We start from the raw sequence: 15,743 nt of genomic DNA on the forward strand, positions 1-15,743 counted from the left end.
TTTTACTATAATCCAAACCAGCTTTTACGCACTTGATAAGGATAACGTTCATATATGGTATTGTCTTCATACATAATGTCATCGTTTATAAAATCTTCTTTAGCTTCTATAAACGTCTTTTCTGCTTTTTCTATTTCTCCTATCCTTCCTAAGCATATTGCTTTATAATATTTTACATCGCTAAATTTTGGCTGAAGAAGTAATGCTTCATCAAATATTTTAATGGCTTCTTCAAAATTATTTAATTCGTAATTCGCAATTCCTAAGTACATTAAATCGGTAAAATGAATCCACTCTTCACCGTCTTCTTTAACGGATTGCGCGATACTTTTTTCAAAAAAATCTTTTGCTTTTTCAAATGCATTTAATTGCAGATTGCATAATCCTAAATAAAAATAATAGGAATGATCCATCACATAAGATTCCCCATTTAATTCTAAAGCCTTATTAAAATCTACAATAGCATCTTTGTAGTTTTTAGAAAATATGCATTTCATAAAAGCCATATAATCTAACCATTTTTCAGGATCTAATGCTGCTGCTTTTTCCAAAAAAGGCAAGCCAAGTTCGTCTTTATCTTCTTTATACAAAGGCATTACTCTTTGCTGATAGAGATATGCAATCTTTGGGTGTTTTGTTATTGCTGAATCTAAAATATTTCTTCTTTTTTCAGAATTTAAAGGATATCTACCTGCTTTATAAAGCACTAACTTGGCTATAGAATCTGTTTCAAAAGAAGTTAAAGCAAGGTCCTTATTTTGCGGTGTATTTATTTCTGAATCCTTCAGATTTTTAGCGCTATTTTTTAGTTCTTCTTTACTTTCACAAGCAAACAAAAAGATACTAAAAACAATTAAAATCCTATATATTTTTCCGGAGTATATCATAGATACTAAATATAAAAAAAACCTGTAAAGAAATGAAACTTTACAGGTTTTAAAATGTTGTTGATACAAATACTTTGTAGGTTTTAAAAACCTACAAAAATACAATTACGCATCAATATTTGCATAGATGGCATTTTTCTCAATAAATGCTCTACGAGGCGGAACCTCATCTCCCATTAACATAGAGAATACACGATCTGCTTCTGCACCATTGTCTATATAAATTTGACGTAATGTTCTAAATTCCGGATTCATGGTTGTATCCCAAAGTTGTGATGCATTCATTTCCCCAAGACCTTTATAACGTTGAATTTTTGAAGATTCTCCGAAGTCTTCCATAATAGCGATACGCTCTTCATCACTCCAAGCATATTGCTTTTTCGCTCCTTTTTTAACTAAATATAAAGGTGGCGTTGCAATATAAATATGACCATTTTCAATCAACTCTTTCATATAACGGAAAAAGAAGGTTAGAATTAAAGTTTCAATGTGAGAACCATCTATATCGGCATCACACATGATTACTATTTTATGGTATCTTAATTTAGAAAGATTTAATGCTTTACTATCTTCTTCGGTACCAATAGTAACCCCTAAAGCAGTAAAGATATTTTTAATTTCTTCGTTTTCAAACACTTTATGTGTCATCGCTTTCTCGACATTCAAAATCTTACCACGTAATGGTAAAATAGCTTGAAATGCTCTATCACGACCTTGTTTTGCAGTTCCACCTGCCGAATCTCCCTCGACTAAGTATACTTCACATTTTGCTGGATCTTGTTCAGAACAATCGGATAATTTCCCTGGTAAACCACCAATACTCATTACCGTTTTACGCTGTACCATTTCACGCGCTTTTTGTGCAGCGTGACGTGCTTGTGCAGCAAGTATTACTTTTTGAACGATAATTTTAGCATCGTCTGGATTTTCTTCTAAATAGTTGGTTAACATTTCAGAAACCGACTGACTTACTGCTGCCGAAACTTCTCTGTTACCTAACTTTGTTTTGGTTTGCCCTTCAAATTGTGGTTCTTGAACTTTTACCGAAATAATTGCGGTTAGCCCTTCACGGAAATCATCTCCAGCAATATCAAACTTTAACTTGTCTAACATTCCAGATTCATCTGCATACTTTTTTAAAGTATGTGTTAATCCACGACGAAAACCAGATAAATGTGTTCCCCCTTCATGCGTATTAATGTTATTTACATACGAGTGCAGGTTTTCTGCATACGATGTATTATAAATCATTGCAACTTCTACAGGCACTCCATTTTTCTCTCCTTCAAAAGCAATAACCTCTTTCATTAAAGGATCTCTAGTTGCATCTAAAAACTTGATAAACTCTTTAAGACCTTCTTCACTATGAAACGTTTCCCCTTCAAAAGAACCATCTTCTTTCGTTGCTCTTCTATCTACTAAATGTACTGTAATTCCTTTATTTAAATACGCTAATTCACGCATTCTACTAGCAAGAGTATCATAATTATACTCTAAAGTTTGCTTAAATATTGTTGGGTCTGGTCTAAAAGTAACGGTTGTTCCTCTTTTATCTGTATCTCCAATTGCTTTAACAGGATATAACGCTTTTCCTTTTGAATATTCTTGCTCCCAAATTTTACCATTTCTAAAAACAGTAGCAGTTAAATGTTCCGATAAAGCATTTACACAACTTACACCAACACCGTGAAGTCCACCAGATACTTTATACGAATCTTTATCAAACTTACCACCTGCTCCAATTTTGGTCATTACAACCTCAAGTGCAGAAACACCTTCTTTCTTATGTAAATCCACAGGGATACCACGACCATCATCTTCTGTAGTAATCGAGTTATCTTCGTTAATCGTAACTGTAATATTATCACAATGTCCAGCTAAAGCTTCATCAATCGAGTTATCTACAACTTCATATACTAAATGGTGTAAACCACGTACTCCAACGTCTCCAATATACATGGATGGACGCATACGTACGTGCTCCATTCCTTCTAATGCTTGAATGCTATCTGCCGAATAACCGTGTTCGTTAAAGCCTTCTTTTTTTTCGCTCATATTTATATAATGTTTATGATCTATTTCTAATTATTTAACGCATAAAAAAAGACGCATTGAAGCATCCTTTTGAATACAACCAAAGATACAAAAATAAGATGCATTTTAAAAGCTTTTTATCGATGGAACGCAATAATTATTAACATTTGTTAAAAACTGCAATAACCCCTTAAAAGCTCTAAAACGCATCTTAAAAATGATTTTAGCAATTTTATACTACCGTAAAAAATACTAAAAACAAAAAACCTCGCAGAAGCGAGGTTTTTAAGTCAATAATCTTTAATCATTTATTGAAATATAGTCAAATTAAGAAGTCGCATAAGACTTGTCATGCACGTTTGCAATGGCACGACCAGAAGGCTCATTCATGTTTTTAAACGCCTCATCCCATTCTAAAGCAGTTGCAGTACTACAAGCTACACTTGCTTCTTGCGGCACACTTAAAGCAGCTGCATCACTTGGAAAATGTTCTTCAAAGATCGAACGGTAATAAAACTCTTCTTTGTTTTGTGGTGTTTGTATTGGAAATCTAAATTTAGCATTTGCCATTTGTTCATCGGTAACCGCTTCATCTACCACTTCTTTAAGGGTATCAATCCAACTATAACCAACACCATCACTAAATTGTTCTTTTTGTCTCCAAGCTACACTTTCTGGTAACATGTCTTCAAATGCTTTACGAATCACCCATTTTTCCATGCGTTCTCCGTTAATCATTTTATCTTGAGGATTGATGCGCATAGCAACATCCATAAATTCTTTATCTAAAAATGGCACACGTCCTTCAATTCCCCAAGCAGCTAAACTTTTGTTCGCTCTTAAACAATCGTACATGTGTAATTTATCTAATTTTCTAACCGTTTCTTCATGAAACTCTTGTGCATTTGGCGCTTTATGAAAGTATAAATAGCCTCCAAAAATCTCATCTGCACCTTCACCAGATAATACCATTTTAATTCCCATAGACTTAATAACTCTTGCCATTAAATACATTGGTGTAGAAGAACGAATCGTAGTAATGTCATAGGTTTCAATGTTATAAATTACATCTTTAATAGCATCTAAACCTTCTTGGATAGTAAACTTAATTTCATGATGTACTGTTCCAATATGATCTGCAACTTTTTGAGCTGCTGCCAAATCTGGAGAACCTTCTAATCCTACTGCGAATGAATGTGTTTGTGGATACCAAGCATCGGAAGTATCATCACTCTCCACACGTTTTTGCGCATATTTTTTTGCAATTGCCGATACCACGGAAGAATCTAATCCACCAGATAATAATACACCATAAGGTACATCACTCATTAATTGTCTGTGTACCGCTGCTTCTAAAGCTTCTTTAATTTCAGCAATACTTGTTTCGTTTTCTTTTACGGCATCGTATTCACTCCAATCTCTGTTGTACCATTTTACAAATTCGCCATCTTTACTAGACATATAATGTCCTGGAGGAAATAATTCAATTTTTGTACAAATACCTTCTAGTGCTTTTAATTCGGAAGCCACATAAAAAGTTCCATTTTGATCCCAACCAATATATAAAGGAATAATCCCCATATGATCACGAGCGATAAAGTATTCGTCTTTTTCCACGTCATAAATTGCAAACCCGAAGATACCATTCATCTCATCTACAAAGTCCACCCCTTTTTCTTGGTATAATGCTAAAATAACTTCGCAGTCACTTTCGGTTTGAAAATCATACTTACCTTCAAATTGCTTACGTAATTCTCTGTGGTTATATATTTCACCATTTGCTGCTAAAACCAATTTATTATCTGGACTAAACAAAGGTTGTTTTCCAGAAGCTGGATCAACAATTGCTAAACGCTCATGTGCCAAAATGGCTTTATCGTCACTATAAATCCCAGACCAATCTGGTCCACGATGACGAATTGTTTTAGACATTTCTAAAACCTGAGGTCTTAAATCTTCACTCTTTTGTTTAAGGTCGAAAGCACATACAATTCCACACATAACTTATATATTTTTAATTTTTTATTCTTTGTTGTTATCATTACTGAAGCAAATATGCGATTGTTGTTTCATATTAAAAACATAAAACACCAAAACACTTACACATTATAACAATAAAATGAATTTTTATAATTAAATGAAATCAACTAAAAGAAAAAATAATACTATTTATCATAATTTGTAAATTTAAACATCTTGTTACGACTACTAAGAAAACTTAAAATAATTAATCATGAAAAAAACACCATTTATTACAACCTTAGCATTTACACTTATTATGCTAGTAAGCTTTAATTTAAGCGCGCAAGATTTTGCAGAATTAAACAAGAGCCCAATGGATGCAGCAGCATTCCCTACAGATTATAAAAACCCGGACAAATTAATAAAAGTAGTTTATAGTAGACCACAATTAAAAGAAAGAAGCTTAGACAAGCTTGCTCCAAACGGTAAGGTTTGGCGTACTGGTGCAAATGAAGCTACCGAAATCACGTTATACACAGACATGAAATTAGGAAGTACTTTAGTTAAAGCTGGCACTTACTCTTTAGCAACTATTCCAGGAGAAAAAGAATGGACTATCATTTTAAACAAAGATTTAAACACTTGGGGAAGTTATTTTTATAATGAAGCTAACGACGTAGCAAGAATCACGGTTCCTGTTGGATCTAGCAAAAAATCTATTGAAGCTTTTTCTATCGCTTTTAAAGAAAGCGATAAAGGGGTAGATATGTTTTTAGGTTGGGATACAACAGTAGTAGCGGTACCGTTCACGAAATAAGAAACACATATTATAGTATACAAAAAAGCCTTAGAATTATTCTAAGGCTTTTTTATTTGCAAGAACTAGTAGTCTATTTTAATAATAATATTAGAATACTAATTCAAAATCATCTTGAATTACAAATCTAATTTCGTCTGCAACACCTATTGTTACCAACTGAGCAATATTTTGACCATCAGCTAATACTACAGGTTGTCTTTGCACACCTATCTGATTAAAAGTCATACTGTACAAAATCCCGTTTAGCGTATACTGGATTTGAGTTGCAGCAATCGCGCCTGAACCAGCCATCTCAGTTTCTATTTGAACGGCATAATTCTCGTTGATGTCTAAACAATCTGATGTAATTGGTGTTCCATTTTCATTTACAAATTGTATTGAAATTGGTATAAGACTTGCATCTGCGCCACCACCTCCATCATCATCACTAGAACAACTTGTAGCAATCATAAAAAAGCTACAGACTATTACACATATAAATTTCGATTTCATAATTATTCTTTTAAATTAATTAGTATTTCTCTATCTATACCTTCCGTTCTAACGACATAACTACCTACATTTAAATTAGTAAAAATTGCTTTACCATTCACAATAGTCTGCGTTGCAATAACGGCTTGATTTGATAGTAATTGAATTGCTATTCCTGAAGTATTATATTCTACTTTTATCTCTCCTCCATTATAACATACTGCATCTTTTTTATAATAGATTAAATCATCTCCTGTTATGGAACTATTCTGAACAGAAACTAGCCAGTCTTTAACCTGAAACTCATCTTCTGATCGCACTTTACAAGTAATAGGGTTGGTAAAATCAAAACTATTGTTTCCAGATATTTCAAGTGCAGAATCAACAAACAATTGAGCTCCTTCACTAGATTGAAATGTAGCGTTGAGTGCCGAAACATCAACATCATTATTAACATAAAGCACAATTTGTTGGTTGTTCAAAACCACCGAATTCACCGTTGTTCCTTCCAATCCAAAATCTAATATATCTGCTTCATTATTTAATGCTGGGCTAGCGATACTAAATGCTTGAAACAAATTACCATGATGTGCATTTATTTCAAAATTTGTAGTTTCTGAAATATCAAAAACTTGGTCCGTATTAGAGTCATAAACTTTAAAACTTACAACCTCATCATTCGTGTTTGAAAAAACGGTTAAATAGGCATAATACCTGCCATTACTAGAGGCATATGTTAAACTGGACACACCTCTTAACTCGTTGTTTACAAAAGCGCCAACCTTATCGTTTTCACTGGATAAAGTTGTGCCGTCAATATTTACAAATGCCACAAATGACATTGTATATTCAAAATTATTTTCGTCTACCAACCAATTAGGGTCTTGTGCATTAACCATTGTTGTGAACAATAGCATTGCAATTAGTATTCTTATTGTTTTTTTTATCATTTTTAAGATTTTAGTATCGTCAAGATTAATTTTTAATCACTCTAAAAACCGAGGTATTATTATTGACATTCACATTTAAAAAATAAGCTCCTAAAGAGAGATTCGGTACAATTCTTAAATCGTTCTCTCCTTCCTCTACACTAATTTCATCACTAAACACTACCTGTCCTAACATATTATGTATTTGAACACTTACCATTTGACTCTGTTTTGAATTTACTTTAAGATTTAAATGGTTCTCAAATGGGTTTGGAAATACCGTAATTCCATACAACATCTCATCTTCTAAAATAACTGGATCTGCAATTGTACCAAGCACCTGATTACTCTTAAAAGAGAACACTTTCGTTGTTGGTTTAGTTTCTGACGCATTACCTATATGAAAGATTAACGCTTCAGGCAAATCTCCATATATGGTGATAAAGCTTAATTCGTTATCTCCAACATTTTGACTTGTTACCTGTCCTTTTACTATTCCGTTAGCATCATACACAAACAAATTATCATATCCTGAAGGCATCAATACCACAGCATTCATATTTTCTGCATATTGTGCAAATTCTGAGGCAATTACACGCTGCTCTGCTATACTATTAGAATCACTTGTAAACCTTCCAAAATAATTTGGATATACCAGGGTTTGATTATCACTAGACTTCAACATATAACCTTGCCCTTCCACTAAGTAATTCAATGTTCCACTCCAACCGCTTACCGCATCATAAATTGCAAACAAATTTTGCGACTTAATAACATTGCCGTCTTGTGCATTAAAAGATGCTAATGCCGCATTGACTTGTACATTAGCGCTTACAGGAAATGGTACCCAATTCCAATTTGCTTGGATTGGGAAACTCCATGAATTAATATCTACTGGATTTCCTGTTAAATCTAATAGCTGCCCATGTGATACATTAACCTTATACATAAATTGACTAGACATACCACCATTTGAACTAACGGTTCCGTTCCAAGAACTGTTCTGCGGTTGTGCATCGTCTTTATAATACGTTTCCAATAAAGAAGGTGAATGGCTTAAGATACGATCGGATGTTTCTAACTGCATACCTTGAGTTAGTGCATTTAAATCGGAGAAGTTTGGATCGTTAACATTTGCTGAAATCCATGTCCATCCTTGATTTAAAATAATTTCTTGCTGAATACATCTGTATTTTCAAAAATTTCTGAATCATTTAATGTTCCAACAACTTCATTATCTAAAAATGATACCGAAGCATTACCGCCTATAGTGGCATGTAAAACATTTCCATCGGAAGCATCCCAAATCCTAAATTCAATAGCATCACCAGAAGGCGAATTGCTATATACTGTTAGGAATACAAAATACTCCTGATAGTTGGTTTGATATATCAGATTTACAGATCCGCGAATCTCACCATTTGATATTGCAGCAACTTGGTCATATAAATCATCTGAGAATGTGCCATCGACTTTAATTTTACCAACAATATTCATGGAATAATCAAAATCATTAGGATTAACTACCCAATCTGGTCCTTCACTCAGAACTTTAAGATCTAATTGTATCACTTGATCAAAACCAAAATCTGTTTCTAAACGAATATTTTCAAGATACTCTCCAACAGACAATTGCGAATCTATAGTTGCCGTTATTGTAACTTGACTATTTGGAGCAATAGATCCTGATGCACTACTTATTGTTAACCAACTTGGCACATCCGTAATACTATAAGGTTGCGTATTTCCTCCTCTGTTAACAATTACAAAATCAAAGTGCTCTTCTTCTCCACTATCCATAACAATATCTACAACATCATTATAACCTTGTGCATACCAATCTACATCATTCTGTTGTACAAAAGCGGTCCATGTTATTGGTGACTCTTGTCTATTATTAGAATTATCAAGCATATTATTAACCGTAATATCTAATATTTGTCCTTCTAACTCTGCCCAGTTATTAATAACAGGTTCTATAATTATCTCATCTCCGTTAATAACATAACTGACCTGAAAATTAATTAATTGACGTGCTGGCTTAATTGGTGGCACATCGTTAGAATAGTTAACTGCCCCACTATTTAAAACAGCAAGACTTGGTATGATACTTTCGTTTGTAAATGCATGATAATACCTTGGGGCATTACCAGTTGCAGGATCAGGTGCATTCATTGTAGCATAGAGTAATAAACCCGTACTTTCAATGTCTACTTCGTTGTAGCGATCTCTTTGGATTTGATCTACATTACGAAGCGTATTCCATAAACGGAATTCATCTATTTTACCAGCAAACTCACGATCTACGATTTCTATACCTGCTAAATCAATAGAACCACGAGCACCTAGCCATGCTTTATTACCAGAAAAACCTCCAATATCTGCCATTTGATTAGATGATACTTGGTCACCGTCTAAGTAAGCTCTTAAAGAACCTACTCTATTAAAAAATAGTGCAACGTGATGCCAATTGCCATCTGCTACATTCTCTGAAACTAATAAACTTGAGTTCCCTTCACTTTCTAAAGAGAGTTGTCCAGACATATTAATATCTATAGCCCACTTATTTGCAAAACCATTAGATTGCACAACATCAGTACCATCTCCTTTTCCATTAGAAAACAAGGTAGCCTCTTGTGCTGTGCTCGTTTTTACCCAGAAGGATAATGTTGCATCCATTTCTGTATTAAGTTGCACAAAACCAACATTGTCTAGTTCTAAATATTGCGAACTCGCAAACTCATAGGAGTTCCCTTTTGGCTTTATATCCCAAGATGTGTTTACTGCTGCATGCTTAAAGAATGCTAAATCATATGCAATATCACCATGACCTTCATTCATTGGCCAAAAGCCTAAAAGGTTAGATTCATTACCAATAATTTTAGTAAAAATATTAGCAGCAGACTCTGATAATGTGAGCGATTTGCTCCATAATCTTAAATCGTGAATATTACCTATAAATGTATTACCGCCTATTACTAAAGCACTACTATTCGTAAATTGCGCATTTGGTGTTCCAGAAGCTGTACCAATTACAGTAGCGTCTTCAATGATTTGAAGATCACCGGAAGCATTAGTGTGTGTAAACGAATAATGATGAAACAATCCGTCATCATTTATGGGTCCACTAACTATAGATCCTCCAATAGTAAAAATAATCTCTCCACCAATTAATGACACATCCATTCCATTTTGTTGCGACATAATCGTTGCCGAAGGTGAAATGGTTTCATTTTTTAACCAGAATTCTAATGAGAAGTCTCCAGTAATAATTCTCGGGTTTTCAATTGTTGCTGTGTTAGAAGCACCATCAAAATATAAAGACACATTATTATTAATAGGTAATTGATTGGTCTCTCCTGTAATTTCAATTGTACTTATGGCATTATTATAAAAAACATTCTCATTAAACGCTACTTTTAAATCTTCACCTGCAGATAGAGTTCCATCAATTGGTAATGGTGTTCCAAATCGTTTTGGTGCATTAACGTCTATGGAACCTGTAATGACTTCAGAAATATATTCTGATCCACTTAAACAATCAGACTTCGCTCTAAATTCATAATCACCATCTTGCAACTGCAAGCCAATAATATCGAATGGAAATGTTAGATCTGGTGTTTCAATAAGCGCAATTTCTGTTTCACCAGCAGCTAAAGCAGCGTCATAAAGTTCTTGTGTATTATAATACGTTGATAAACGCGTCCATGTTGGTGACCCAGAAATTCTGTATTGTAAATCAATACTTTTAAAACTATTAAAAGCTTGATTAAATCCTGTCATTGTAACATTTAATGCATTTGAAGATCCATCTGTATTAAAGGCTACATCATTGTTGAATACCCAATTTTCTAAAGGTGCGCTAACTTCTACTTCTGTACAAGACGGTACAAAATGTGCAGAAATTGCAACTTGATCAAACACATTAACGGGATCGCAACGTGATTGTACAACAATCATAATATCTTCATAATCAAATTGTGCTTCAGCAACCTTAGCTAGTGTTAGTGTATATTCTACTGTTTCCCCATATGGTACGAAAACGAGTGTTCCATTAGAAGCTAAATTTATATCGGCACTAAATGGATTGGTACCAGATACAACAGCTAGTTCAAAATAATTAAAACTTGCAGCATCACTAGTAGCATCTGCCAAGTTTTGAAGTAATAAGGTAAATTCTGCATTATTACTTTCGGGTACGTTGAACACTTCTGCAATTTCAACCGTTATTTGCGGATCTTCTGCAGACTGTGTTGCAAAACTTAATTGTTCACCATCATCACCAAGTAATCCAGGGATACTATATACTGGCCTATTTGGACCATACAAATCGGAAGGATTTGCATCAATATAAGCTTGCAAGGTTGTTAAATAACTACTGTATGCTGCATGATCATAATAATTTGATAATTCTGCACCTTCGTAAGGACAAGACGTTCTTCCTCCAATAGTTGAGAATATTGGTCCATAGCCATCAAACATATTAATGACATCTACACTTAATACATTTGCAGGATCATTATCACTAAACGTATAACTTACCGTTACCGTTGAAGTTTCTGACTCACTTAATTCGGAATTGGACTCTTTACTAGAAAACCCTTCTATATTATTTTCTATACCTATTCCATTTATCTCAACCCCTAAAGCAACTCCAATGGATTCGTCTAGTTTTTGATTAAAAAATGTTGAATTATTATTAACTATAATGGTTTCAACAGTTCTTACTATTTCCCCTACACCAGAATCGAAAGATATATTTTCAGCAAAATTAGCATCAATTAATGCTCTAATATTTGTTGCTGATGTAAAATTATCGCCAGTAAATGGGCCATCTTCATCATTAGCAATAGCATCCTGAATATTATCCAAATATGCATCAAGGATTGCCAATGTTTCCGCTTTTAGATTTTCTCTATCATAAAGTGCACGATATTTACTTTGTTCATTTTTTAAAATAGTTAAACGCCACAAATTAATTTGTTGCACATAAAAATCGCGCTCTAAAACACCATCTTCTCCCGGAATTGATTGTCCGATATCAATGTTATTAATTATGACTAATATATCTGGAATAAGGGTATCAATAATATATTTTTGAGAATAGACAAATAGCGTAGCACCAGGTTCTTCTACAAAAGACAAAGCCTTTTGAGTGCTTAAATTTAGCGCATCGCCATTATCATTTGTGAGTGTTATATAATCTGAATCGCCAATTACTTCAGCTGATGCTTGCACATTATCGTATGACCCATAATAGTAATTATTGGATTGACCAATGTACAAATCACCTTCAGACCCAACGAATTCTGGATCACTTCTTGTAGAAATCGCTTGAGAAAAAGTATAGGTTTTTGTTAACTCTTTTCCTGTTTGTGATGTTGTTGAAACCCCTACTCCGGAGGATGCATCAAGTGTAAGATCTACTGTAAAAACCGGCCCAGCAAGACCTCCACCAAAAGCAAAATCTGCTCCAGCACTTATGCTTGTTTCTAAAAGAGAACTTTCCGTTGATGTAAAATCATTTCTTTTTGTAAAGGTTACACTTTCGCCTTCTTGAATAGAAGCAAAACTGTTAGATCCTGGGGGATCACGTAAGATGATGTCTGGAATTTCGGGAGCTGTTGTAATAAATGCTTGCTCACTATCTGATTGTCCTCCAAGAATAATACCTGTTGTTATTAAATTTTCAGCTGCTGGATTTTGACCTAAAATATTATAACTAATGTTTATGGTATTCGTGAAAGGTGTAAAAATGTTTGGCATACCAGCTTGAAACCCATACAGAATAATACTTTGATCCGTTTCACTACGTGTCGTTGTCTCACTATTAGGTAATGCTAAATTATTAGTTACTACCAATTCACCATCGACAATTGGCACTAAGTCTTCTACTCCACTACCTGAATCGTGATTTACATAGCGTTCAAAACTACTTAAGGTAATTTCATAGGATACAAACTGTGTATAAATTGGATGATCAAAACCTTCAGTAGAAACCGAAACCTCATTTGGATCTCCAGCATTTAAAACCACTTCTGTATCTGAAGTTTGTTCAAGAACTTGCAAAACAGGATCAGAACGATAGGTAAAAGTCTTAAAATGATGATATACATCTCCTAGCTCTACATCACCATTAGGATACGTAAACTCTGGAGTTATTAAATCGCCAACAACAGCTGCATTTAAAGTTTCTTCAGCATCTAATATACTAATATTTAACGTGTTATTATTAATATTCACGCCTCCTAATTGACTAATTGTATAGTTTATTGGTAAAATATCTTTACGGTATTCACCAGTTTCGGCATTGGTCTCAAAAACAAACCGTGTTTCGTCAAATGGTTGGTATTCTAAAGTAATAGTGGCCGTACCAATATTATTTTTTGAGCTTACCTCGTAGGTTTGGTCCATACCATCAGCATCTGTATATGTTGGTGCATAGGTACCTTGACCCCCAAAACCAATTGGTTTTTGAGGCTCCACGGAGCCACCTACAACACGACCAACGACGGTTACTCTTGAATTATCTATAAATACAACCTGGTTTAAAGCATCTTCAAAAAATTCGTAAAACGTTCCTGATTCTGCTGGAAACCTTCCATTAAACTCAAACTCATAACCGTTTTTTTCTAGTTTAATAAAATGTTCCCCTATAGGTACATTTATTTCAAACTCACCATTAAAATCAGTAAGTACAGGTTGATTGTTTTCATCTAATACCAATTGACCATCGATAAGAATTTGAACACCTTGAGATGCTACTGTAGCATATTTATCTAAATAATCATCTGAAGGATCTGCAGGTGTGCCTGCATCATTAAACCAATACTCCCCTTTATCATAGAATGCACCTAGTATATTGTATTGATTGTAACCTTCATCAATAATAGCCCCTTGACCAGGAATGGTATTTCCGTTTCCTAAATCCCCACCAGCTGCTTCCGCATATGAAGGGAATACTCCACGTGTATCAAATAATACTTTACCTTTAAATACAAATGAGGATTGATCTACAAAATCAATTTGATTTACAACCTCAGAACCTTGACCTAAAAACACCAATTGTTGTGTTGGATCAAATTGATGCCCATTAAACAAAGGTGTAATAGTAAACGATTCTCCTGTACCAGAATAGGGTATGGATGTAATTTCGTAATTACCATTATCATCTGTAACCCCTAAAACACCTAATTGACTTGCGTTTGGCACATTATTAGCAGAACCTGGAATAGCAGGATTATAATTTTCCCACAAAACTGCATTAGCATCTGCTGCATTTAATCTTAGCCTTCCATTATTTTTATTATAGTTAAATCCATTTCTTGAAAAATCGTAAGCAAAATCACCAGCTCCTTCATTTGCGCTTAAATACGATATTAATCGCGAATCATTTCCGCTTATATAACGTCTATAATCTGTTCTAATATTATCTTCTATGACAGCATCCCAAATTCTTATCTCATCAATAAATGCTGTATTATTTCCTCCAACATGTACATTAGTCCATGCTTCAATATTAGTTAAAGTACTTATAGCGGTTGGTACCACAACATTAAAACCTTCATATATACTTTCTTCTTCTTCATTTTCAATTAAGAGCATTAACGCACTGTATTCCGTATTTATGGCTCTACCATTTATATATAATACAGGGACTTGCCCATCTACAATTTGTATTGAAAAGTGCGTATATGTGGTATTAAAATCTGAAACTGGCACTAAAATATCATCCCCTCTTGGATCAATATTACCTGACGGAAAATAAGTATCTAAGGTGTAAATAGCGCCTTCTATATTCACTTCTAATGCATTTGAAGCTGCTAAAAGTCTCACATTAACATCTAAGGTATTTGTAGATTCTTTAAGTCTAAATAAACGTATTGGCACGCCAGCATCGTCAACAAAAGCAATTTCTGGTTTTAACCAAGCCTGCAATGTTGCAGCTGTGGTTATAGTGCTACTCATGTCTCTTATTTCTAAAAAACCATTATTAGGAATTTTTAAGGCAGATCCTAGATTTGTTGCTGAACCATCAGATTCGGCAAGTATAGTCACATCTTTTACGGGACTACCACCTGCATAACTTACATTACCTGTTACAATAGCTGTAGGATTTCTAAATCCTAAATCTGTAATAAAATTAGTGTATCTTATTTCTGAAGCATCTACACCATCTGCAACTATTTTATATTCGTATAATACACCACCTTCTATATATTGGTCTTCGTATTGTGTTACATCTCTAGAGACATTACTAACAAAATCATAACCATTAGTACCAGCATCTGTATATTCTCTTCGGTATATTTTTAGACTTGTAATAAGATCGTAATTATTTCTTAGCTCCCAACTTATTAAAATTTTATCTCCAAAATACCCTTTAGACACATCAAAAGATTCATCGGCAAAAGTGCCATAGAGGTATTTTATATCCCAAGGGAATCTAATGTCGTAATTATTATTTTCTGAAACTGCATATGGAACCCCCACTTGAAGAGTATACCGATTACCATTAGCACCTTCTGCATTTTGTTTGGCCTGTGATACGGTAACCACCTTAGCACCATCGTCGTTTTGTGCCCAAAGCCCTGTTGCCAGAAAGCTTAAGCAGCCTAGTATAATTAGTTTTTTCATAAT

8 protein-coding genes are annotated in these 15,743 nt (G+C 34.1%); 1 reads left to right on the top strand and 7 read right to left on the bottom strand.

Translation table 11 applies throughout. The features are described from left to right. Nucleotides 1-5: 5 nt before the first annotated feature. The 3 genes from AMD28_RS03570 to asnB all read right to left on the bottom strand — a co-directional run bounded on the left by AMD28_RS03570 (nt 6) and on the right by asnB (nt 4,922). Nucleotides 6-887, bottom strand: a complete 882-nt coding sequence (locus AMD28_RS03570; protein ID WP_241492433.1) for a tetratricopeptide repeat protein — start codon at nt 885-887, stop codon at nt 6-8. Between the two features lie 105 nt (nt 888-992). After that, complete coding sequence (gene gyrB, locus AMD28_RS03575) at nt 993-2,942, bottom strand: DNA topoisomerase (ATP-hydrolyzing) subunit B (protein ID WP_055442800.1); 1,950 nt, start codon at nt 2,940-2,942, stop codon at nt 993-995. Nucleotides 2,943-3,248: 306 nt separating this feature from the next. Then, on the bottom strand, nt 3,249-4,922 hold the full coding sequence (gene asnB, locus AMD28_RS03580; RefSeq protein ID WP_055442801.1) for an asparagine synthase B: 1,674 nt from the start codon (nt 4,920-4,922) through the stop codon (nt 3,249-3,251). A gap of 232 nt (nt 4,923-5,154) precedes the next feature. Between asnB and AMD28_RS03585 the strand changes: the two genes are divergently transcribed. Beyond that, complete coding sequence (locus tag AMD28_RS03585) at nt 5,155-5,700, top strand: DUF2911 domain-containing protein (RefSeq protein ID WP_055442802.1); 546 nt, start codon at nt 5,155-5,157, stop codon at nt 5,698-5,700. Nucleotides 5,701-5,790: 90 nt separating this feature from the next. Here AMD28_RS03585 and AMD28_RS03590 read toward each other — a convergent pair whose 3' ends face one another. The 4 genes from AMD28_RS03590 to AMD28_RS03605 all read right to left on the bottom strand — a co-directional run bounded on the left by AMD28_RS03590 (nt 5,791) and on the right by AMD28_RS03605 (nt 15,740). Beyond that, entirely contained in the window at nt 5,791-6,195 is a 405-nt protein-coding gene (locus AMD28_RS03590; protein ID WP_152975537.1) for a hypothetical protein, read from the bottom strand. Between the two features lie 2 nt (nt 6,196-6,197). After that, nucleotides 6,198-7,124 (bottom strand): hypothetical protein, encoded by a 927-nt coding sequence (locus AMD28_RS03595; RefSeq protein ID WP_206542230.1) that lies wholly within the window; start codon nt 7,122-7,124, stop codon nt 6,198-6,200. A gap of 25 nt (nt 7,125-7,149) precedes the next feature. After that, nucleotides 7,150-8,190 carry a T9SS type A sorting domain-containing protein gene (locus tag AMD28_RS18495; RefSeq protein ID WP_055442804.1) on the bottom strand — a complete coding sequence of 347 codons (1,041 nt, stop codon included), beginning with the start codon at nt 8,188-8,190 and terminating at the stop codon, nt 7,150-7,152. Nucleotides 8,191-8,264: 74 nt separating this feature from the next. Then, nucleotides 8,265-15,740: a LamG domain-containing protein gene (locus tag AMD28_RS03605; RefSeq protein ID WP_055442805.1), complete on the bottom strand. Its 7,476-nt coding sequence runs from the start codon at nt 15,738-15,740 to the stop codon at nt 8,265-8,267. Between the last annotated feature and the right edge of the window lie 3 nt (nt 15,741-15,743).

The organism is Lacinutrix himadriensis, assembly GCF_001418105.1.
GTDB lineage: Bacteria > Bacteroidota > Bacteroidia > Flavobacteriales > Flavobacteriaceae > Oceanihabitans > Oceanihabitans himadriense.

Bases quoted from the DNA above. Each gene is read 5' to 3' on its own strand.
- AMD28_RS03570 (WP_241492433.1), bottom strand. From the start codon at position 887: ATGATATACTCCGGAAAAATATATAGGATTTTAATTGTTTTTAGTATC.
- gyrB (WP_055442800.1), bottom strand. From the start codon at position 2,942: ATGAGCGAAAAAAAAGAAGGCTTTAACGAACACGGTTATTCGGCAGAT.
- asnB (WP_055442801.1), bottom strand. From the start codon at position 4,922: ATGTGTGGAATTGTATGTGCTTTCGACCTTAAACAAAAGAGTGAAGAT.
- AMD28_RS03585 (WP_055442802.1), top strand. From the start codon at position 5,155: ATGAAAAAAACACCATTTATTACAACCTTAGCATTTACACTTATTATG.
- AMD28_RS03590 (WP_152975537.1), bottom strand. From the start codon at position 6,195: ATGAAATCGAAATTTATATGTGTAATAGTCTGTAGCTTTTTTATGATT.
- AMD28_RS03595 (WP_206542230.1), bottom strand. From the start codon at position 7,124: ATGATAAAAAAAACAATAAGAATACTAATTGCAATGCTATTGTTCACA.
- AMD28_RS18495 (WP_055442804.1), bottom strand. From the start codon at position 8,190: ATGCAGTTAGAAACATCCGATCGTATCTTAAGCCATTCACCTTCTTTA.
- AMD28_RS03605 (WP_055442805.1), bottom strand. From the start codon at position 15,740: ATGAAAAAACTAATTATACTAGGCTGCTTAAGCTTTCTGGCAACAGGG.